Annotated in this window: 18 protein-coding genes; 6 read left to right on the top strand and 12 right to left on the bottom strand. The window is 65.3% G+C overall.

What is annotated here, in order from left to right; translation table 11 throughout:
* Positions 1 to 5: 5 nt before the first annotated feature.
* The 7 genes from ABW18_RS20210 to ABW18_RS20180 all read right to left on the bottom strand — a co-directional run bounded on the left by ABW18_RS20210 (position 6) and on the right by ABW18_RS20180 (position 7,304).
* A complete protein-coding gene (locus tag ABW18_RS20210) occupies positions 6 to 785 on the bottom strand; it encodes a cytochrome c biogenesis CcdA family protein (protein WP_049700789.1) in 780 nt (259 codons plus the stop codon).
* Between the two features lie 5 nt (positions 786 to 790).
* Positions 791 to 1,396: a TlpA family protein disulfide reductase gene (locus tag ABW18_RS20205; protein WP_049700788.1), complete on the bottom strand. Its 606-nt coding sequence runs from the start codon at positions 1,394 to 1,396 to the stop codon at positions 791 to 793.
* A gap of 14 nt (positions 1,397 to 1,410) precedes the next feature.
* Positions 1,411 to 2,037, bottom strand: coding sequence for a histidine phosphatase family protein (locus ABW18_RS20200; protein ID WP_049700787.1), 627 nt, complete (start codon positions 2,035 to 2,037; stop codon positions 1,411 to 1,413).
* Complete coding sequence (hemL, locus tag ABW18_RS20195; protein ID WP_049700786.1) at positions 2,037 to 3,371, bottom strand: glutamate-1-semialdehyde 2,1-aminomutase; 1,335 nt, start codon at positions 3,369 to 3,371, stop codon at positions 2,037 to 2,039. The genes ABW18_RS20200 and hemL overlap by 1 nt, the downstream gene beginning before the upstream one ends.
* A gap of 439 nt (positions 3,372 to 3,810) precedes the next feature.
* Positions 3,811 to 4,746, bottom strand: a complete 936-nt coding sequence (locus tag ABW18_RS20190; protein WP_049700785.1) for a type IV toxin-antitoxin system AbiEi family antitoxin domain-containing protein — start codon at positions 4,744 to 4,746, stop codon at positions 3,811 to 3,813.
* Positions 4,747 to 4,878: 132 nt separating this feature from the next.
* Positions 4,879 to 5,805, bottom strand: a complete 927-nt coding sequence (locus ABW18_RS20185) for an SGNH/GDSL hydrolase family protein (RefSeq protein WP_049700784.1) — start codon at positions 5,803 to 5,805, stop codon at positions 4,879 to 4,881.
* Positions 5,802 to 7,304, bottom strand: a complete 1,503-nt coding sequence (locus ABW18_RS20180) for a PucR family transcriptional regulator (RefSeq protein WP_197494496.1) — start codon at positions 7,302 to 7,304, stop codon at positions 5,802 to 5,804. The genes ABW18_RS20185 and ABW18_RS20180 overlap by 4 nt, the downstream gene beginning before the upstream one ends.
* A gap of 104 nt (positions 7,305 to 7,408) precedes the next feature.
* On the opposite strand from ABW18_RS20180, the gene gabT reads away from it, so the two are divergent.
* From gabT to ABW18_RS20165, 3 genes are read left to right on the top strand one after another with little or no spacing between them, the layout of a single operon-like run.
* Positions 7,409 to 8,788: a 4-aminobutyrate--2-oxoglutarate transaminase gene (gene gabT, locus ABW18_RS20175; protein ID WP_049700860.1), complete on the top strand. Its 1,380-nt coding sequence runs from the start codon at positions 7,409 to 7,411 to the stop codon at positions 8,786 to 8,788.
* A 35-nt stretch (positions 8,789 to 8,823) separates the two neighbouring features.
* Positions 8,824 to 10,794, top strand: coding sequence for a primary-amine oxidase (locus tag ABW18_RS20170; RefSeq protein WP_197494495.1), 1,971 nt, complete (start codon positions 8,824 to 8,826; stop codon positions 10,792 to 10,794).
* Positions 10,772 to 12,238, top strand: coding sequence for an NAD-dependent succinate-semialdehyde dehydrogenase (locus ABW18_RS20165; protein ID WP_049700782.1), 1,467 nt, complete (start codon positions 10,772 to 10,774; stop codon positions 12,236 to 12,238). Before ABW18_RS20170 ends, ABW18_RS20165 begins: the two co-directional genes overlap by 23 nt.
* Before the next feature lie 146 nt (positions 12,239 to 12,384).
* On the opposite strand, the gene ABW18_RS20160 is transcribed toward ABW18_RS20165, so the two are convergent.
* Positions 12,385 to 13,239 carry an endonuclease domain-containing protein gene (locus tag ABW18_RS20160; protein WP_231894151.1) on the bottom strand — a complete coding sequence of 285 codons (855 nt, stop codon included), beginning with the start codon at positions 13,237 to 13,239 and terminating at the stop codon, positions 12,385 to 12,387.
* Between the two features lie 388 nt (positions 13,240 to 13,627).
* Here ABW18_RS20160 and ABW18_RS20155 point away from each other — a divergent pair, with 388 nt between their 5' ends.
* Positions 13,628 to 14,218, top strand: coding sequence for a YdcF family protein (locus ABW18_RS20155; protein ID WP_049700781.1), 591 nt, complete (start codon positions 13,628 to 13,630; stop codon positions 14,216 to 14,218).
* A gap of 82 nt (positions 14,219 to 14,300) precedes the next feature.
* Here the strand turns inward: ABW18_RS20155 and ABW18_RS20150 are convergent, their stop codons facing one another.
* The 3 genes from ABW18_RS20150 to ABW18_RS20140 all read right to left on the bottom strand — a co-directional run bounded on the left by ABW18_RS20150 (position 14,301) and on the right by ABW18_RS20140 (position 17,543).
* Entirely contained in the window at positions 14,301 to 15,464 is a 1,164-nt protein-coding gene (locus tag ABW18_RS20150; RefSeq protein WP_049700780.1) for an acyl-CoA dehydrogenase, read from the bottom strand.
* Positions 15,465 to 15,586: 122 nt separating this feature from the next.
* A complete protein-coding gene (locus ABW18_RS20145) occupies positions 15,587 to 16,696 on the bottom strand; it encodes a GGDEF domain-containing protein (protein ID WP_064866540.1) in 1,110 nt (369 codons plus the stop codon).
* Positions 16,697 to 16,853: 157 nt separating this feature from the next.
* Entirely contained in the window at positions 16,854 to 17,543 is a 690-nt protein-coding gene (locus ABW18_RS20140; protein ID WP_049700857.1) for a TetR/AcrR family transcriptional regulator, read from the bottom strand.
* A gap of 198 nt (positions 17,544 to 17,741) precedes the next feature.
* On the opposite strand from ABW18_RS20140, the gene ABW18_RS20135 reads away from it, so the two are divergent.
* Complete coding sequence (locus tag ABW18_RS20135) at positions 17,742 to 18,317, top strand: hypothetical protein (protein WP_231894150.1); 576 nt, start codon at positions 17,742 to 17,744, stop codon at positions 18,315 to 18,317.
* A 13-nt stretch (positions 18,318 to 18,330) separates the two neighbouring features.
* Here ABW18_RS20135 and ABW18_RS20130 read toward each other — a convergent pair whose 3' ends face one another.
* On the bottom strand, positions 18,331 to 20,016 hold the full coding sequence (locus ABW18_RS20130) for an AMP-binding protein (RefSeq protein ID WP_416259122.1): 1,686 nt from the start codon (positions 20,014 to 20,016) through the stop codon (positions 18,331 to 18,333).
* Positions 20,017 to 20,232: 216 nt separating this feature from the next.
* Between ABW18_RS20130 and ABW18_RS20125 the strand changes: the two genes are divergently transcribed.
* The gene (locus ABW18_RS20125) at positions 20,233 to 21,804 is read left to right on the top strand and encodes a hypothetical protein (RefSeq protein WP_064866542.1); all 1,572 of its coding nucleotides are present in this window, start codon (positions 20,233 to 20,235) and stop codon (positions 21,802 to 21,804) included.
* Positions 21,805 to 21,857 lie beyond the last annotated feature (53 nt).

Below are 21,857 nucleotides of genomic sequence, written 5' to 3'. Positions count from 1 at the left end.
TGCTTCTATACCGGAAGCTCGGTGTCGGAGATGAAAGCGTCGCGGACCCACACGATGAACTGGTCCCACAAGCCGGTGACGAGAGCCACTCCGACCGCGATCAGCATGATGCCGCCGACAATCTGGATGAGTCGGGCGTGCGTGCGCAACCAGCCGAGGCTGCGCAGTGCCCACGCGGACGAGAACGCGAGAATGACGAACGGAATGCCGAGGCCTGCGCAGTACGCGATGATCAGCGCGACGCCCTTCGCAGCGGTCGCGCCCTGCGTGCCACTCGCGGTGGCGATGACCGCGGCGAGTGTGGGACCGAGGCACGGGGTCCAGCCGAGCGCGAAGACCGCGCCGAGCAGTGGGGCTCCGACGATGTTGGAGACGTTGCGCGGCGCGAAGCGGAACTCGCGCTGCATCATCGGGACGAGTCCGATGAAGACGAGGCCCATCACGATCGTCACCACCCCGCCGATGCGTTGCAGCACATCATGATTGACGATCACGGTGCTCGTGATACCGAGGACCGTCGCCGTCGCGGCGACGAAGACCACCGTGAAGCCGAGGACGAACAGCGCCGCCGCGATCGCCACCCGTGAACGTCCCCGCTTGGGCGACTCACCGACCGTCACCGCGGGCGCCTCTGCCCCGACGAGGCCTGCGAGGTACGAAAGGTAGCCGGGGACAAGCGGCACCACGCACGGGGACGCGAAGGAGACGAGCCCGGCGATCACGCACGCGGCAAGCGCCAACAGCAGCGGACCGCTGGTGACCGTGTCGGCGAAAGTTTGTCCCATTCCGCTCACGGCTGCTTTCCGGAGTCTTCCGCGGCGATCTTCTTCACCATCGCGTCGAGTTCGTCGGCGCTGACCGTGCGCAGGTAGACCGCGGCCGGACGGTGCTGCCGGTCGAGGACGACGGTCGTCGGGACGACCGAGGTGGGTGTGGTCATCGAGGCGAGCGTCGCGCCATCGAAGTCGTAGATCGAGGGGTACCCGACCTTGCGGTCGGCGACGAAGTCTTTGGCCGACTGTCGGTCGTCGCGCAGGTTGATGCCGACGAAGGCGACGCCGTTGTCCTTGTTCTGGTCGTAGACGGTCTCGAGGTCGTCGGCCTCTGCGCGGCACGGAGCGCACCACGAGCCCCACACGTTGACCACCGTGACCTTGCCCGCGAAGTCCTTGTCGACGTCGATCTGCTTGTCGGTCACGAGGTCGGGGCCGATGAGGTCGGCGATCGGCTTGCGCTCGGATTCGGGGTAGGTGATCGTCGTCTGTCCCCCCGGCGACACGAATTGGAAGGTGTCGCCCTGCGCCACTGCGTCATTACCTCCGCTGCAGCCGCTGAGCAGCACGCCGAGCGCGGTCAGCACGGCGAACAGAGCTGCGGTGAAGGTCTTACTGCGCATGTGTCGAATCCGGCTCATGCCCCGGTGGCGAGCGGGTCGGAATGCCCGGCGGGTTCGGAGTAGATGATGTCGACGAGAGCGTCGTCGTCGTAGATGAGACTGGTCAGCGATGCCAGTGAGCACTGACGACGGCGGGGGTCGTGCCAGAGACGCTGGCCCTCGAGGAAGCGTCGAAGGGTGTAGACGGGCAATTGGTGGCTGACGCAGACGGCCTCGTGGCCGCGAGCGGCGTCGCGCGCCTTGTTGGCGGCCGCGAGCATGCGGTGCGCGAGCTGGATGTAGGGCTCGCCCCACGACGGGGTGAACGGGTCGCGCAGCTTGACCCAGTGTCGGGGCTTGCTCAGCGCGCCGTCGCCGACGGAGACCTTGAGGCCCTCGAAGACGTTCTCGGCCTCGATGAGTTGATCGTTGGTGAAGATCGGCAGTCCGTGTGCTGCGGCGATCGGGGTGGCGGTCTCCTGTGCGCGCTGCAGCGGGGAGGCGAAGACCGCGGTGATGTCGTGGTCGGCGAGCGTGCCCGCGACCTTCTCCGCCTGAGCGCGGCCGGTCGTCGACAGACGGAATCCGGGCAAACGGCCGTAGAGGATGCCGTCCGGGTTGTGCACCTCTCCGTGGCGCATCATGTGGACGATCGTGTGCATCAGTCGGACTCCCCCGATTGCGTGGCGTGCGCTGCAGCGCGGGCTGCGGCCGGCAGCGCGTCAGCGATTCGACCAAAAGCATCCTCGTCCAGCGCCGCAGAGACAAACCAGGCTTCGAATGCGCTGGGCGGCGCGTACACGCCCGCGTCGAGCAGCGCGTGGAAGAACGGTGCGAAACGCCAGGTCTCGGTGTTTTTGACCGCGGCATAGTCGGTGATGGGCGTCGAGGTATCGGAGGTGAAGAACACACTGAGCAGGTTGCCCGCCATCTGCACCCGGTGGCCGACGCCCGCGTCGGTGAGCGCTTCGGTGAACAGCGCGGCCAGCTTGTTGGCGTTGGCGTCGAGTGCGGTGTAGACGTCGGCGTCGGCGTGGCGGAGCGTCGCGAGTCCCGCGGCGACGGCGACGGGGTTACCGCTGAGCGTGCCCGCCTGATAGACGGGCCCAGTGGGTGCGAGGTTCTCCATGATGTCGGTGCGACCGCCGAACGCCGCAGCGGGCAGTCCGCCGCTCATCACCTTGCCGAAGGTGTAGAGGTCGGCAGCAACGCCTTCGAGGCCGTACCAGCCTGCGGGGCTGACACGGAAACCCGTCATGACCTCGTCGATGATGAAGAGCGCTCCGTGGCGTCTGGTGAGATCGCGCAGGCCGGCGTTGAAACCGTCGACAGGGGCGACCGCGCCCATGTTGCCGGCCGCGGCCTCGGTGATCACGGCTGCGATCTCGTCTCCGTAGGTGGCGAACGCTTCGGCTACTGCGTCGAGATTGTTGTAGGGCAGGACGATGGTGTCGTGTGCCGCCGCACCCGTGACGCCGGGCGTCGTCGGCAGGCCGAGCGTCGCGATACCAGAGCCCGCGTCGGCGAGCAGCGCGTCGACGTGACCGTGGTAGCAGCCGGAGAACTTGATGATCTTTGAGCGTCCGGTTGCGCCGCGCGCGAGGCGGATCGCCGACATCGTGGCCTCGGTGCCGGAGTTGACCAAGCGGACACGCTCGACCGGATCGACGCGGTCGATGATCTCTTCGGCGAGTTCGATCTCGCCCTCGGTCGGCGCGCCGAAGGAAAGTCCGTGGGCTGCCGTCTTCTGCACCGCCTCCACGACCGCGGGATGCGCGTGGCCGAGAATCATCGGCCCCCAGGAGGAGACGAGGTCGACGTAGTCGTTGCCATCGACATCCGTCAGATGGCAACCCTGCGCCGAGGCGATGAAACGCGGAGTGCCGCCGACCGCCGAGAACGCGCGCACGGGCGAATTGACCCCACCGGGCGTCGCATCCTGGGCCCGACGGAACAATTCAGCGGAACGGGCTGCGACCTCAGCGGAACTCCTCACGGCCTACAGTGTTCCAAACCGCAACGATCGGCGACAATTCGCCCTGGTCAGGCCGCACACGCACGCGGTAGCCGCTGCAATCGCGCGGCGCCGGGATGGAGAAACTCGCCGGGCCGCAGGCCGCAAACTACGTACACAATCCGGTCGCCAGCGCGAGGCCACGACAATAATTGTCGCGACGCCCCGCTGACGTCACAGTTGTGTACGCACCCCTCGACCGGCGGCTGCCGGTTCTGCGTTGCATGTGCCGGTTCCGCAGGAGACGTGCCAGTTATGCGCGGCGGCCGCGGCAGCGCGGAGCCGCGGGCGCGGGAATTACGGCCGAGGCGCGGGCCGCAATCTGCGTACACAATCCGGTCGTCAGCGCGAGGCCACGACAATAATTGTCTCGGCGCCCCGCTGACGTCACAGTTGTGTACGGAACCGGCCTCCGCGGGGTTCAGCATCCCGTGAAGTCGGGATCGTCCCAGTAGCCGAGGGCGTGATCGGCGCCGGAGTCGGCCGCCTGGCGCGTCAGCTCGGGCGGCTCGGCCAGCGATTTGAGGTGGTCGCGTCGGCGGATCATCGCGAGAAGCGTGTCGACCACTTCGTCCCAGGTGAACATCAGCCGCTTGTACGAGATTCGCCACGGGATGTAGCCGAGACGGTGAGCGGTCTCGTCTCGGACCCTGTCCTTCTCGCGTTGCTCCGGTGATTTGTCGTGGTAGGCGACGCTGTCGACCTCGACGATCAGCCTCTTTCCGATCAAGAAGTCGACCCTGCCGATCCCGGGAATCTCCACCTGACTCTCGAACGCGATCCCCAGCGTGGTCAGGCGGAACCCGAAGATGGACTCGGCCCCGGAGTCGAGGCAGTCGACGCACCGGTCGAGGAGGCGCCTGATCCGGACGGGCATCGACGAGAACAACGCCTGCAGGTCGGTGAACTCGAGCAGCCCCTGATGCAGCACGGAATCGCACGCGGCAACGACGCCCTCGTCGCCGAGGCAACGGACCGCGTAGTGCAGCGCCGTGGCCACGTCGTCGAGCGGGTAGACCTCCCGTGACGGCCGTCCGTAGCGAGTACACGCGTGGTGTGTGCCGGCAGATCCGCGCGCGGCGACGTTGCGACCGCGCACGTGGACGAGGTCGCCATACGGGGCAACCCACACGCCGTGCAGATCGAGTGCGCTGGCACAGGTGCAGACTCCGCCCGCGCTCACTGCCGAGACGACCGTCGGGTCCGCGTACGAAGTGGCGTACCAACCTCGACGCAGAAGGCGCAGGTCTCCAGCGTCGACCATTCGCCGTACCTGCGCCTGGCTGAAGTCGCGGCGGGTCAGCTCAGCCCAGGAGAAGACGCCGCGCCACTGGTCGCTGTGCTCGAGTCCGGTCACGAACCACAGCGTCTCGCGCGGATCGCTGCGAATAAGTGGTGAAGCCGGCGAGATGGGCGATGTTGTGGATACGCGGCGGGCTGTGGATTGTTCGATGACGTAAAGGTCGTGTACCGCCAGCCTTCGGTGTGCTCACCGGCCCAGGGCGGCGCCCACCTGGTCGGCGATGGCGCGCTGGCCGTCGACGTTGGGATGCACCTTCACCGGGGCCGACGACCCCACTTGCGGTTCTATCCAGCGCACGCCCTCGGGTTGGCAGGCGTCGTGACCTTCGGAGACCGTCGACATATCGACGAACGTCGCGCCGGTCTCGGTGGCTGCTCGCGCGACCGCGCGGTTGAGCGTCGCCTGCAGGTCGCGGATGTACGCGACGTCGCCCGCGGCAATGCGCATCGTCGGATAGCAGCCGGTCGTATCGGGCAGAATCCACGGATACCCGACGACGACCACGCGCGCGTTCGGGGCGCGGTCGGCAACGGCGTTCAGCGCTTTCACCAGTGCCGGATAGGTGCTCGACTGCACCCTGCGCACAAAGCTGTCGCCATACCGGACGCGACACGGCGCCCCGGTCGGGTCGTCGGCGGCCACCTCACCGCAGTCGGCGATGGTTCCGGAGAAGATATCGCCGTCGTTGCCGCCGATCATGAGCGTCACGATCCGCGTTCTCTCCCCGAGCGCGTCGAGCTGCGGATCGACACCGAAGTATTGCGCCGCAAAGAAATCCGACGTCGTCGCACCCGCGCAACTGACATCGTCGAGTGCAAGCCCCCGTCGCTGCGCAAGCACGTGGGCATAGTTCGACGACGACCGTTGGCACTGCAGCGGCGAATCCTCGACGAGCGGACGCACCCCCGTTCCCGCACTGTAGCTGTCGCCGAGGTTGACATACGCGGCGCTGACGGTTGTTCCGCTGCTACCGGTTGTTCCCGCGCCGTCGGACGTCCCCGCACTCGCGGTCGTCCCGGAACTCTCCGCCGAATTCGAGCCGCCGTCGGTGCACGCCGTCGCCAACAGCAGCGTCGCGACGACCACGAGAAGCCAAGGGCGGCGGGAGTTCACGCGCTCTCGCTCAGCAGTGTCAGCAGCAGTTCGGCGCGAGTGCGGGCGTCGGAAAGGTCGACGGCGAGCATGTCCTCGACCCGCTCGATACGGCCGCGCAATGTATGTCGGTGCACGCCGAGCGCACTCGCCGCGGCACCCCAGTTGCCGTTGGCCTCAAGGTAGGCCAGCAGGCTCTGTTGGAGATGTCCGGCGTTCGCGGCGTCGTATGCGACGAGCGGGGCGATGCGCTCGGTGTAGCTGTCGCGCAACACCTCTCGCACGGTGTCGCTGGCGAGAAGTGAGCGTAGGTCGTAGAGGTCGAGGAGCTGACCCGCAGCTGCCGAACGACACGAGAGGCGGGCCTGTCGTACCGAGTCTGCGACGTCGTCGACCGGAACCGCGGGCCCCAGCCCGCCGCGGACTGTGCCTGTCGCACTGAGTATTCCGAGTAGACCGGTGGCGAATTGGATGTGATCGTCGCCGCGGATCAGGCCGACGAGTTCGTTGCCGCGACGGTGCACGAACACCGGCCGCCACCGGCGCTCGAACTCGACGGCGAGGCGTCGAGCGCCGTGTTGTGCATCGTCGACACTCTCGAAACGGAACACCACCGCGCGTACCCGACCCTCGGGATCGGCTGCCCGAAGCAGCATCTCGCGCGATCGCTCCCCGACGTGGCGGTCCATGGCGAGCGCGAGCACTTCACCCTGCAGTTCGCCGACGTCGCGTCGAACCTCTTGCGGCTTGGCATATTCGATGACGAGCAGCGAGACGGCGTGGCCGATCAGCATGCGGCCGACGTCGTCGAGTGGGCTCGAACCGATGACGCCGAGATGTCCGAAGGTCGTTGCCCCCGAACCGACTCGCGCGACGGTGAGTACCGAGTCGTCAGTCACGCGGACGGCGCCCGCGGATGCGGGGTCGCGCATCACTATCGCGCGAAGCTGCTCGAGTTCAACGGAATTCGCCTGTCCGGGAGCTTCGGCAACCGGGGAGTGCCCGGCGTCGAGCAGGATCACCCGCTGGCCAACCGCATCGGCGAGCTCCCGTACGAGTCCCTTCGACCCCGATACCGTTGCCGCCCTTGTCATGCGAGGTTGCGCACGCGTCGCGGACACCAGCCGCGCCGACCGCTGCGCGGCGATCTGATCGAGGACTGCCCGCGTGATGGCCGAGAACGGTATCGCGAGCGGAACCTCGAACAGCGGGAGACCGAACTCGTCGGCGGCCGCGAGCAGGCCGTCGGGCACCTCGTCGAATCCGAGACCGACACCGAACCCGATCGCGGCGGCACCGACGGCGTTGAGGCTGCGTACGAACTCGCGCTGCGCGGCAGCGTCGTCGGCGTTCAGTCGCATGCCGGTGGTCAACAGCACCTCGCCGCCCTGCAACCAGTCGGCGGTGCTCACGAGTTCGGAGCTCACCGCGCAGTCGAGGTCGCGGTCGAGGCCCTCGGCCCCGGCGCGCAGCGAGAGTTCGAGTCGACGCTGGGCCATCAGCCATCGAACGGTGGTCACCCACCCACCGTAACCGCCGACTGGACATTGTGGCAGTGCGACGCCGAAAGGCTGTACAACTTGTCAGGTCCGCAGGTGGGGGTGGCAGGCGAACACTGGTGTCCATGACCACAGCAACCGACATTGTCTACCGGCTGCCCCAGGAGCGGAAGCTGGTCAGCGAACTGCCCGGCCCACGCTCGATGGAGATCGGGCAGCGCCGACTGGGTGCCGTCGCCGCGGGCGTCGGCTCCAGCGTTCCCGTCTTCGCGGCCGACGCCGACGGCGGAGTGATCGTCGACGTCGACGGCAACTCTCTGATCGACCTCGGCTCCGGCATCGCCGTCACATCCGTCGGCGCGAGCAACTCGGCCGTCGCGGCGGCCGTCGCCGAGCAGGCAGCGCACTTCACGCACACCTGCTTCATGGTGACGCCGTATGAGGGCTACGTGGCCGTCGCCGAGAAGCTCAACGAGATCACCCCGGGCGACTTCGAGAAGCGCACCGTGCTGTTCAACTCGGGCGCCGAGGCCGTCGAGAACGCGGTGAAGATTGCCCGCCTCTCGACACGACGCAACGCTGTCATCGCCTTCGATCACGCCTACCACGGGCGCACCAACCTGACGATGGCGATGACGGCCAAGAGCATGCCGTACAAGCGCAACTTCGGTCCGTTCGCGCCCGAGGTGTACCGGATGCCGATGAGCTATCCGTACCGCGACGAACTCGGCAGCGACGGTGTGGCTGCGGCCAAGCGCGCGATCTCGATGATCGAGAAGCAGGTCGGCGCGGAGACCACCGCCGCGATCGTCATCGAACCGATCCAGGGCGAGGGCGGATTCATCGTTCCGGCACCGGGATTCCTCTCGACGCTTGCCGAGTGGTGCACGATGCACCGCGTGCTGTTCATCGCCGACGAGGTGCAAGCCGGATTCGCCCGTACCGGAACGTGGTTCGCGTGTGAGCAGGAGGGCGTCACGCCCGACCTCATCACGATGGCCAAGGGCATCGCAGGCGGAATGCCCCTGTCTGCGGTGACCGGACGCGCCGACATCATGGACACGGTGCACGGCGGCGGACTCGGCGGCACCTACGGCGGCAACCCCGTTGCGTGCGCTGCGGCGCTGGCAGCCATCGACCAGATGGAATCGCTCGACCTGTGCGGCCGTGCGCGACACATCGAGACCATCATCACCGAAGCACTCTCGGCCACCAAGGACGAACTCGACGGTGCGGGCCTGCCCGTGATCGGCGACATCCGCGGTCGCGGCGCGATGATGGCCGTCGAACTGGTGACGCCCGCTGAAGACGGAACCGCGACTCGCGAACCCAATCCCGACCTCACCGCCGCGGTGGCCAAAGCGGCGCTCGCCCAGGGCGTCGTCGCGTTGACCTGCGGCACCTACGGCAACGTGCTACGTCTGTTGCCACCGCTGGTCATCGGCGACGACCTGCTGCGCGATGGCCTGGCGGTGCTGTGCCAGGCACTCAAGGACAACGCCTGACCTGCTAGTTCGTTGCCAGATCACTAAGGAGAGTCGTGTCCCCGCATCCCCTGGACCAACCGCATCCCCTCGATCCGCTGACCGCCGACGAATTCCGTTCCGTCACAGCCCTACTCGGTAGCGAGCAGGGCGTCGGCGACGGTTGGCGCTATGCGTCAATCGAACTCGCGGAGCCGACCAAGACCGAACTCGCCGCATTCGACGCCGACGGCACGCTTCCGCCGCGTCGAGCGGTGGTCGTCTGCTTCAACACAGGAGAGAACACGACGTACAAGTCGTTCGTGTCGATCTCGGGTGGCAGCGTCGACTCGTTCGAGCTGATTCCCGACGTCCAGGCGAACTTCACCGTCGACGAGTTCGAGGAATGCGACCGCGTCCTGCGCGCGCACCCCGACGTCCAGGCGGCGCTGGCTCGACGCGGGATCACCGATCTGGACGGCGTTTTCATGGATACGTGGACCTATGGTGGCGCGGTCATCCCCGACGAGTACCGCGGTCGACGCCTCGGCTGGTCGGACACCTGGGTGCGCAACAGTGAGGGCTCCAACCCGTATGCGAACCCGGTGTCGGGGCTGCACTGTGTGATCGACGTGAACACGATGGAACTGCTACGCATCGAGGACACCGGCGGATTCGACCAGCCGGAAGTGATGGGCGAGTACGTTCCGCGCCATATCCCACAACGCATTCGGGACACCTTCAACCGGCCCGAGCTCAAGCCACTGGAGATCACCCAGCCCGACGGGCCGTCGTTCACGCTCGACGGCAATCAGCTCACGTGGCAGAAGTGGTCGCTGCGTGTGGGTTTCAACTATCGCGAGGGCATGACCCTGCACACCGTCACCTACGACGACGGCGGGAACGTGCGCAAGATCGCGCATCGTCTCTCCTTCGCCGAGATGGTCGTCCCCTACCGCGATCCGAGCGAAGACCATTACCGCCGTACGGCTTTCGACATCGGCGAGTGGGGCCTCGGCTTCATGACGACGTCGCTCGAGCTGGGTTGTGACTGCCTCGGCGAGATCCGATACCTCGACGCCACACTGCACAACAGTGCGGGCGAGCCGTACACCATCACGAACGCGATCTGCATACACGAGGAAGACAACGCCGTGCTGTGGAAGCACGTCGATCACGACGCGGGCGCAGAGGTGCGTCGTATGCGTCGGTTGACGGTGAGTTTCCATGTCACAGTTGCCAATTACGAGTACCTCGTCTACTGGCGCTTCTATCAAGACGGCAACATCGAGTGCGAGGTACGCGCCACCGGCATCATGGTGACCACACCAATGCCGCCGGGCCTGACGTCGAATCCGCACGGCACGACGGTCGATAACCGCACGTACGCTCCGTTCCACCAGCATTTCCTCGTTGCGCGAATGGATCTCGACATCGACGGGTCCGACAACACGGTCTACGCCAGCGAGACTCTCGTCGAGCCGATGGGCCCCGACAATCCGCTCGGTCTCGGCCTGGTGCAACGGAACACGCCGCTGCTGACCGAGTCGGAAGGCATGCAGGACCCCAACTTCGCGACGCAGAAATCGTGGAAGATCGCCAATCCCAACAAGACAACAGCGTTGGGCCTGAATCCCGCGTACAAGCTGGTTCCGACAGGCGCGTTCCCGGCGATGTTCGACCCCGCGTCGCCGATCTTCCAGCGTGCAACCGTCATGGGACACTCGCTCTGGGTGACCCCGAACCATCCCGACGAGCGTTGGCCCGCAGGCGAATTCGTCAATCAGTCCGAGCGCGACACCGGACTCGGCGAGTGGACCAAGGCAAATCGACCGATCGAGAACACCGACGTCGTGCTGTGGTACACGTTCGGAATCCATCACATCACCCGTCCAGAGGACTGGCCGGTGATGCCGGCCGACACGGTGTCGTTCTGGCTCAAGCCATTCGGCTTCTTCGATCGCAACCCCTCTCTCGACGTCGAGGCGTCGCCCCCGACTCACTGCCATCACGAAGGGAACTCGCATGACCAGCACCCAGGTGCTTGACCCGCAGGCCGTACTCGACGGAATACCTACCGGCCTCTGGATCGACGGCAAGGAGGTCGAGGCCAAGGGCGGCAAGACATTCGACGTCATCAACCCGGCCACCGAGGAGACGCTGACCGCGGTTGCCGACGCCAGCGTCGACGACGCCGTGCACGCACTCGACCGCGCTGTCGCCGTCGCGGATTCATGGGCGGCGACGCCTGCACGCGAGCGTGGCGAGATCCTGCGTAGCGCTTTCGAATTGGTCGCCGACCGGGCCGACAGCCTTGCCATGCTCATGACGCTCGAACTGGGTCGCGCACTGCCGGATAGCCTTTCGGAGACCAAGTACGGCAACGAGTTTCTGCGCTGGTTCGCCGAAGAGGCTGTCCGGATCGACGGTCGCTGCACGCAGTCACCGGCGGGCACCGGTCGAATCCTGGTGAGCCACGGTCCTATTGGACCGTCGCTCGCGATCACGCCGTGGAACTTCCCGCTGGCGATGGGCACGCGCAAAATCGGCCCGGCATTGGCTGCCGGCAATGTCATGCTGGTCAAGCCAGCACACGAGACACCTTTGACCATGCTGGCACTGGCCGAGATCTTCGCCGAAGCAGGACTGCCTGCGGGCGTGTTGTCGGTGCTGCCGACCACTGACGCGCGCGGCGTCGCGTCGGCCATCATCAGCGACGACCGGATCCGTAAGATCAGCTTCACCGGTTCGACGCCGGTGGGTCGAAATCTGATGGCACAGGCCGCAGAGCGGGTGCAGCGGACATCGATGGAACTAGGCGGCAACGCACCGTTCGTCGTATTCGACGACGCCGACATCGACAAGGCTGTCGAAGGCGCGTTTCTCGCGAAGATGCGCAACGGCGGCGAGGCATGCACCGCGGCGAACCGCTTCCTGGTCCAGTCCGGGGTTGCAGAGGAGTTCACCGACAAGTTGATCGAGAAGATGTCGGCGGTACGACTCGGACCCGGCTACGAGGAGGGCGTGACGCTCGGACCGCTCGTCACCGCAGCGCAGCGCGACAAGGTCGCCGCAGCGGTGGAAAGTGCTGTCGCACATGGTGGTCGGGTTCGCCTTGGCGGCAAGGCTCCCGAGGGGAAGGGGTACTTCTACCCCGCGACGGTGATTGATCAGGTCGACGCGTACGCGCCCGTCACCCGCGACGAGATCTTCGGCCCCGTCGCGGTGATCAGCACCTTCGACTCCGAGGACGAGGCGATCGCCGCAGCCAACTCCACCGTGTACGGCCTCGCCGGCTACTTCTTCACCCGCGACCTCGACCGCAGCATGCGCGTCGCGTCGAAGCTCGACGTCGGGATGGTCGGGGTCAACCGCGGCGTGATCTCCGACGTCGCAGCACCCTTCGGCGGCGTGAAGCAGTCGGGCATCGGCCGCGAGGGCGGCTCCGAGGGCATCGACGAGTACCTGACCACGAAGTACGTCGCGCTCTGAGGTCGACTGGGCGGCTCGTCGTGCCGACTGGGCGCCCCAGAGCGTCGACTGGGCGCCCCAGAGCGTCGACTGGGCGCTCCAGACCGTTGACTGGGCGCTCGAGAGCGTCGACCGGGCGCCTCGTCGTGCCGACTGGGCGCTCCGGTCTAGTCGAAATACGCACCTCGCCGGTGAAGCGCCTGTCGGATCTCGGCTAGGACGGCGTACGGGTTGTCGCGGAGCTTGGCCTTGTCGACGTAGATCATCAGCCATCCGTCGTCGTGCAGCCGTGCGCGACGTTCGGCGTCGCGAACCTGCTGACCAGGCCTGGTGTGGTACTCGCCGTCGTACTCGATGCCGATCTTGAGTGCCTCGTATCCCATGTCGATGCGCGCGTAGATCTCCCCTGTTCCGTCGCGAACCTCGATCTGGAGGTCGGGCGCCGGTAGTCCGCCCTCCAGAATGGTCAAGAGCAGCCATGCCTCGGTGGGCGACTCGATTCGGCTGTCGATCAGCGGTATCAGTCGCCGCAGTTGCACCACGTTGCGCCTACCCTTCTGCGTAGCTGTGTACTTTTCCAGCGCGGCGACGTCGAGGTCGGTAGCGCGTGCCAGGGCGTCGAGGTATCCGAGCGCGCGTGACGCGAACCGAATGCGGCCGATGTCGAAGGCCGTCCTGATCGCGCTCGTGACCTTGATTCCGTCGATGGTCACGATGTCTGCAGGGTCGAGGTCGAGGCGATGAGTGACGGATCCCTTCGCGGGTCGGCCGGAGCAGCTCGTGCCGCGGATCAGCTCGATGGTGAAATCCTCGTCGTACCAAACACTTCCGTGCATGATCAGTGCTGCCATGCCAGCGACCACGACGTCGCCCTGAGCCTGCTGCGCAACGGCGACGATTCGTTGTCGAGCCGTCATGAGCGTCGACTTGAGTATGTAGCCGCTGCCACGAAGTCGACGGAACGTCGAGTCGAACTCGCTGGCGCTGATACCGGTGACGCTGAGCGTTGCCCTGCGCTTCACGACCTCAGGCGAATCTACGGGTGATGCATCAAATGGAGTCATGGTGCTTGGACGCAGAGATAGTGCGATTAGATCCATCCGATTTCTGGCGCGTCCAAGTCGACGCCCCCTGGCTACGCCTACTCGGCACGACGCAACGCCCACTCGGCACTCTCAAGCGCCCAGTCGACACTCTCGAGCGCCCACTCGGCACTACGGGACGCCCACTCGGCAATCTCAAGCGCCCACTCGGCACTACGAGACGCCCACTCGACGCTCCCGAGCGTCGAGTGGGCACTACGCAACGCGCAGTCGACACGCCCAATCGCAACGTTACATTCGTGAGAATTGTTGCTGAAGTGATCCTTGTGGCCTTTAGCGCGTACAACCTTCTCCGTAGGATGGCCGCATGCGTCTACGAACAGATCTCCGACTGCGTAGCGCCGCGGTGCTGCTGGCCCTGACGACAGCTCTCGCGGGCGGCGCGGTCGCCGCTGCTCCTGCCCACGCCGACATCAACGCGGGCAGCGTAGATCTCGGCAGCTCAGACCTGTTGAGCGCCAACAGTGTGTTCCTGTGGCAGAGTCCGCCGACTCGATACATCGTGGTGCTCGGCGCAAAGCAGGGGGTGTTGGGGCAGCCGCCCGCGATCCTGCAGCAGCGCATGAATGTCGGTGCCCGGCTTGCGCGCACCCATCCCTTCAACCGTGTGATCGTGTCCGGCGGCGACACCTGGTGGCTGCCTGTGTCCGAAGCGCAGTTCATGAACATCGGCCTGATCCATCGCGGGGTCCCGATGTGGCAGATGGTGAACGAGTCGGCGTCGACCTCGACAGTCCAGAACGCCGAGTTCACTGTCCGCATGCTCAAGTCGCTGGGCGCCACCGGAGCGGTGGTCGTCACCAATAACTTCCACATGCCGCGCGCGATGAAGAACTTCCGCGACGCCGCCAAGGCACAGCGCGCCAACCTGCTGTTCCAACCGGCCTACGCAGGCTGACGACACTGATACGACGACGCCCCGCTCACGAACCGAGCGGGGCGTCGTCGTTGATTCTGTTGTAGCCGAACGAGATTGGAGGTCAGCGCAGCAGCGCGCGGCTCATCACGACGCGCTGGATCTGGTTGGTGCCCTCGTAGATCTGCGTGATCTTGGCGTCGCGCATCATGCGCTCGACCGGGAAGTCGCGCGTGTAGCCCGCGCCGCCGAACAGCTGCACGGCGTCGGTGGTGACCTGCATCGCGACATCGGAGGCAAAGCACTTCGATGCCGAGCTGATGAAGCCGAGGTTCTTCTCGCCGCGCTCTGCGCGAGCGGCCGAGGTGTAGACCATCAGGCGCGCTGCCATGATGTTCATCGCCATGTCGGCGATCATGAACTCGACGCCCTGGAACGTGCTGATCGGGCGGTCGAACTGGCGACGCTGCTTTGTGTATTCGATGGCCTGGTCGAGGGCACCCTGTGCGATACCCACGGCTTGCGCGCCGATCGTCGGGCGGGTGTGGTCGAGGGTCTCGAGTGCCGTCTTGAAGCCGGTACCGGGCTCGCCGATGATGCGGTCGGCGGGGATGGTGCAGTCTTCGAAGTACAGCTCCGCGGTGGGCGAACCCTTGATGCCCAGCTTCTTTTCAAGCGGCCCGACCGTGAAACCCGGATCGTCCTTGTGCACCATGAACGCCGAGATTCCGTGAGCACCCATGTCGGGGTCAGTGACCGCCATGACGGTGTACCAGGTGGACTTGCCGCCATTGGTGATCCAACACTTGGTGCCGTTGATGACCCAGTTGTCGCCGTCCTTGCGCGCACGCGTCTTCATCGCCGCTGCGTCAGAACCGGCCTCACGCTCCGACAGGGCGTACGACGCCATGGCTTCGCCGGAGGCAATGGAAGGCAGGACCTGCTGCTTGAGCTCTTCCGATCCGTTGAGGATCAGGCCCATCGTGCCGAGCTTGTTCACCGCCGGGATCAGCGAAGCAGAAGCGTCCACTCGGGCCACCTCTTCGATCACGATGCATGCGGCCACCGAGTCTGCACCCTGGCCCCCGTACTGCTCAGGTACGTGGATCGCGTTGAACCCCGAGGTCGTCAGCGCCTTCAGCGCTTCTTCGGGGAATCGTGAACGCTCGTCTACGTCTGCCGCGTGCGGCTCAATTTCCTTGAGCGCGAGTGCTCGAATCGCCTCGCGGAGCGCGAGATGCTCTTCTGGCAGCTGGAATAGATCGAAATCGGGGTTGGCATACCCCATGAGAGCCTCCTCATTCAGTCAACGATGACATGATTTTAGGATGATGATGCGTTCCCATGAACGCGACACTGAGTGTCATATTACTCGCCCTCCAAGCCCATTGTCGACACTCGGTGCCACCCTTACGTCCATTCGACGCGATCACCGCCCGCGCGCTTCGCGCGGTACATCGCCGCATCCGACGAGCTGAGCGCAGCGCAGAGCACGTCGGCGCTCGACGACACCGTCGATGTCGGCCAGAGCGTCACCAGACACAGCCCGACGCTCGCGCGCACGTCGTACTGCGGCGACGACTGTGCGATCGCTTGCCGTATCAGATCGCCGATCTGCTCCACTCGTGTGAGCGAAGGCTGCGGACACACGACGGCGAATTCCTCCCCGCCGGTCCGAGCCACCAGGGCACGCGGCGAGACGACGTCCCCGATCGCACGTACGACGTCGCAGAGAATTCTGTCTCCGGTGCCGTGGCCGAACGTGTCGTTGATGCGTTTGAAGTTGTCCAGGTCGATGGCGATGAAGATCGCGCGGCGTTCGACTTCGGTGGAGAGATCGCGAATGAGCAGGTCGAATCGGCGCTCGAGACCCCGCCGATTGAGCGCGCGGGTGAGCGGGTCATGGTCGGACTCGGCGGCGTCGTCGCGCAAGACGAGTACCGCCACCTGCTGGCCGAACGGAACGGTGACGATCGTGACCGCCGCGATCATGCAGATGAATAGACCGAGCATCGCGTGATGATCGACGACAACCAGCGCATACAGCACGGAGATGAACACGCCCGCGACAACCAGGATCACCGCCAGATGTCGGACACTGTGGAAAAGCGAGACATACGCGGCCAGTGCCGCATACGCACATGAGCCGACCAACCCGACGAGCGGCATCCCGATCACGAACAGCGAGAGTCCGTACAACATGCACATCGCGTAGACGCGAATGAGAGAGCCCCGACGCGACGGCCAGGACGGAGCGATCAGCCAACTGATCCCGATGATCAGGGCAATCACGTTGTCGGCGACGAGGACCGCTCGTGCGATGGTGGTGTCAGGTCCACCATCGACCGCGAGCAACAGCATTGCGCCGATCGCCACGAGCACAACGCTCATGCCGACGCAGCCGCGCACAAGTGCGCCCATCCCGCTGGATTTGATCGACGCAACCACGGCGTCGTAACCGTCGGGCGCCATCCACGCCCGACGCAGCGCGTGCGAGTACCGCTGAGTCTGAACACTCACGGAGACTCCTCGAAACTGCTCCCCCGGGTGCCGCGCCACCTACAGCACATGGCAGGCAACGCCGACCACGGACCACATCATGGCACTTCAGCGACCATTTCGCGCTTGAATCACTCGCGACCCGCTCGTATTCATCCGATCAGGCGATCGGAGAGTGTCAGGTGCCGGAGTCGGGGATCGTCGAGCCGATCTTTTCGCTGACCGCCCGCGAGATTTCGAGTGCCGACGCGCCTGCGGGGAAGGTGATCACAGCTACCTCGGGTCGTCCGCTGGCACCGAGGGCCATCCGAATCCGTTCGAGGTCTCGACGCAACCGACCGAGCGTCGCGTCCGCGTCGCCGCGGATCATCGACCGCAGCAGGTAGTTGTGCGCCGAGGTGATCGCTGCGGCGAACGCGACGATGTCGACCGGCGACTCGTCGGGTAGCCGACTGCGCAGATACTCCTCGAAAACCCGCTGGTACCGATACGTCGTAACCAACTCGCGCTCGCGCAGAGTCGGCACCTTAGATACGACGTCCATGCGTCGAACCGCCAGGTCACGGGTGTTGTGAAAGTGCGTGAACACCAGCTCGGCTGCTGCGCACACCGCAGTCGGCGGGTCGACGTCGTCGCTGTCGGCGAGTTGCGCGGCCACGTCGGTCAGCAGTTCCTCATGGTCGGCGAAGATCATGTCCTCTTTCGACCGGAACTGTCGAAACAGGGTTCGGCGCGACACGCCCGCGGCGGCCGCGATCTGATCGACCGTCGTCGACTCGTAGCCGTTTTCGCTGAACAGACGGATCGACGCCGCGACGACCTGGGTTCGGAGATCGACCGATCCGCCCGCTGTGTCACTCGGTGCCATGGATTCAGTATCGCTGGTGGCCATCCCGTTGTGCCAACACGCGGCCGTCCGACGTGTGCGAAAGGAACACCGATTGTCCGATGGTCGGCGGAGAACCTCGCGCTTGGTCAGCCGAACGACACCCGGGCCGACGACGGCGTCGACCCGGGTGTTCTCGGCTACATTTTCGACGACCACTCGCCAGTCAGAGGAGATCGCGTGACCGTTCCGTCGTCGCAAGGACCCGACACTTTGCCGTCAATCCCCCGCTTCGACGCGACGACGCCGCCTCCACCCCCGGGTGTGGTGCGCAGCCAGATGATCGCAGGACCCGACATGTCGTCGCGGGCGGCGAAATCCCTGTTGCTCGGTCTGCGCCGTCAGCTCGTCGTCCAGGCTGCTGTCTTCGGCGGGTTCGGCGTTCTGCTCGTCGTCTTCGGTGCGTTCATGGCGGCAAGCGACGACTCGTCGTCCTCGGTACTGATCTATGGCTGCGCACTCCTCGTGCTCACGCTCGCGCTGCCGTTCTTTGCCTACCGTCGGATCATCGCCGTGTGGGCGAGATTCGCTCCTGCGGGCACGCCGATGTCGAGTGAGTTCTCGTTCGATCGCCTCACCCTGACGGCGGGCCCGACGACGAACTCTGTGCACGCGTCGGCAATCACCGGAGTCGCACACCTCGGGACCATGTTCGTGGTGAGGACCCGCCAGTTCGCGACACCCGCCATGGTCTTCCCCGAAGAACTCGTACCGCCTGCCGTCGGCGCCGACCTGCTCGCGCGCTACGCGATGTGATCGGCGGCGCAGGTCAATTCGCGGCGTTCTTGCGTAGCTCGAACTTGAGCACCTTGCCTGTCGACGTGCGCGGCAACTCGTCGGCGAAGATGATGTCGCGTGGAATCTTGTAGCCCGCCAACAGAGTTCGTGCATACTCGATCAACTCGTCGGAGCTCAGCGACCGCCCCTCTTTCAGGAGCACATACGCCCTCGCCCGTTCGCCCCACTTCTCGTCGGGGACACCGACGACCGCGACGTCGAGCACCGCGTCGTGGCTGACGAGCGCTTGTTCGACCTCGATCGTCGAGATGTTCTCGCCGCCCGAGATGATGATGTCCTTGGCTCGATCGCGGAGCTGAATGTAGCCGTCCGGGTGCATGACGCCGAGGTCGCCGGTGTGAAACCATCCACCCTCGAACGCTTGTCGAGTCGCGTCGGGATCTTTGAAGTACCCGGCCATGATGTTGTTGCCGCGCAACACGATCTCACCGATCGTCGAGCCGTCGGCGGGCACGTCGACAAGTGGCACGACGCCGCGCTCGACGACACGCGCGGGTTCTGCCTGAACCATTCCGACACCCTGCAGCGATAGTTTCGCGGCCCTGTCGGCGGGGTCGAGATCGTCCCAGGCTTCCTGGTACTCGCAGATCGTGTACGGGCCATAGCTTTCGGTGAGGCCGTATACGTGGACGACACCGATGTCGAGCGCCGCAAGCGCTGCGATCACCGTCGGAGACGGCGGTGCGCCCGCCGTGGTGATCCGGAGCGGCGCGTCGAGGCGATGCGCGCGTGGCGATCCGGCGATCGTGATGAGAACCGTTGGCGCACCGCACAGATTCGTGACTCCGAGGTCATCGATGGCGTCCCACACCGCGTCTGCGCGCACCAGACGTAGACACACGTGCATCGCCGACGCAGCGGTGACCGCCCAGGGCGTGCACCAGCCGTTGCAGTGGAACATGGGGAGCGTCCACAAATACCTTGTGCTGCCGGTGAATTGGTTGTGGTGCATTTCGCCCAGCGAGTTGAGGTAGGCGCCCCGATGCGTGTACATCACACCCTTGGGCTTGCCCGTCGTCCCCGACGTGTAGTTGATGCTGATGACACGGTCTTCGTCGTCGACAGTCCACGGGAGCGGCGTCGAATCAAGCTCCTCGGCGCCTGCGAGAAAGTCAGCGTACGAGCGAAGTCCACTGATGCCCGACGATTCGACGTCGCTCGGCGTTGGACCGAACTCGAGGTCGGTGATCTCGACGTACGACGTCACGTCAGGAACTTCGTCGGCGATGGAAGCGACGGTGTGTCGGAACTCGGCGTCGAAGAACAGTGTGGTGACGCCGGCGTGATTGAGGATGTAGACGAGTTCGGGGCCTGCAAGGCGTGAGTTGAGTGCGACGAGAACTCCGCCTGCGAGCGGCACCGCGAAGTGCGCGACGAGCAACTCGGGCACGTTGGGTGCCAGGTAGGCGATCCGCTCACCTGGCCTGATCGTCGACTCGAGGACCCGGGCAAGGCGCTGCACCTCGTCGCCGAACTCCGAGTAGGTCGCCGAACGCGCCCCGTAACGGATGGCGGTGCGATCGCCGAACACCTCGACCGAGCGCTGCAGGAAGCGAAGGGGCGTCATTTCCGAGCGATTGGCGGTCCCGGAGTCGATGCGCCCGAATTCGGCGTCGAGTTGCGCGGTGACAGCGACATCGGTTGTCTGTGACGACACAGTGTTCTCCCTGCTTGGCATCGATGACACGCGGGGTGAGGCCCGCGACGTTGACGTGCTCCTACGATATGGACCACACTCGTGTGCACGCCACCCCCGGAAGGAGGTGGCATCGGGGGTCGCAACGTCGCGGATGCTCACGCCAGGCAGGGCACAACACGACAACAGTCAATCGCTACTCAAAGCCAGACGGAGTTCCATGGGGGGACGCATCTGATGAAAACCGACGTCGACGCCACAAGCATGTCTCGACGGACCGGCGGGTCGCGACCGGTCACCGCGTTGGGGGCTGCACTTGTCGGAGTCGGCGTCGTCTCGGCGTTGGCGTCGCATACGCCCACTCCCCCCGACGTTCAGGTGCCGACTGTGACCGCCGACAACGGCGTGCGGCTCGCCGGGAACTCCGTGGCGAACATTCCGACGAACCTCCTTCAGACGATCGCCAACATGCCTGCCGTCGAGTACGAGGGCATGAACAAGACGAGTGAAGCGCTCGAGAATTCCAGTAACTGGTGGCTCTACATCCCGACCAACGTCATCGGGTTCGACCAGCAGGACAAGCAGAAGCTCGAAGGCACCACCCTGATGATGGTGCCGATTCCGCTTGTCGCACAGGCGAATTTCGAACAGTGGTGGATCACCATGGCCGCCAACGCGCCCATGACGGAGAACTGCACCGGCATCCCCGGTCCGTGTTCGGACGTCTTCTACTTCGACCAGTACGGGCAGGTGCCCACCTGGCAGTTGGTGTTGGGTTATCGCTTCCCGGAGATCCGCAACACCATCGATCCCAACCACGAGACCTACACCACTCCCGAGGGCAAGGTTGTCGAGATCCAGCCGGATTGGTCCGGCAAGTACTACAAGCTCGACCCGTGGGGACCGCAGAAGGCAATCTGGGAAACGCTGACGCAGGACCCGACCGGCTATCGACCCGCGCCCACCGCCGACCAGTGGCTCAAGGCACTCAATCGCCTGGGCAAGGCGTCGTGGATCGGTCTGAACCCCAACGTCGAGGGCACGTACTGCCTCCCCTGCCAGCTCGGCGGGATCAAGGGCGCGCCGGATTCGCTGCCGAAACAGTATCTGTTCGGCAACTACTACTCGTTCTTCGATTTCGGGCAACCACAGACCGAGCACAACTGGGTGTACAACCGACCCGACTACGACGAGAAGTCACGCCTCGACTACATCGAGGTGCGCAATGGGCAGGACCCGAAGGTCCAGCAGCAATTGCTCGCCGACGCCCGCGCCGCGACCACACCGGAGGCTCTGCGCGAGAGCACCGCGGAGTTCTACAAGAACATGGACGCGGTCGGCAAGCAGATCAACGAGAACATCGCGATCAACATCGAGGGCCTGCAGAAGGCATTCGGGGTCACGCTGGAGTCCGGACAGGATTTCCTCGATCAAATCGCGGAATCGTTTGGCGCGCAGCCAAAGTCGGCGTCGAGTCAACCTCGTGTCGAGGTACGCAGCCAGGTCACGATGAGCAGCACGCGTGCCACCCAGGGCTACGACGAGCGCGTGGCTCCCTCGACGGCACCGAACTCCGCCGCGCCACAGGTTGCTCACGCCAAGCCGGCAACGCGTCCGGCCCCGACAGACCCGTTCTCGACGCTCCGGACGCAGGTCGCCGATGTCAGCAAGCAGGTGTCCGACGCGGTCGCCCCGCTGTTGCCGTTCGGCCAGCATTCGAGCGCTCACGCGGCGCCGGGCAAACATGCTGCCGTCGACGGTTTCGCAGGCGGAAAGCACCGGGCCGTCGGTGTTCATCGCGCGTCATAAGCCTGTCCTCGCGGGTATCGACCCCCACGGTCGGAATCGATCCGTAACGTAGA

This window comes from Gordonia jacobaea (assembly GCF_001186365.1).
In the GTDB taxonomy this organism is placed as follows: Bacteria; Actinomycetota; Actinomycetes; order Mycobacteriales; family Mycobacteriaceae; genus Gordonia; species Gordonia jacobaea.
Note: the sequence above shows the minus strand (reverse complement) of the source record. Positions and strands in the feature narration are given on the sequence as shown.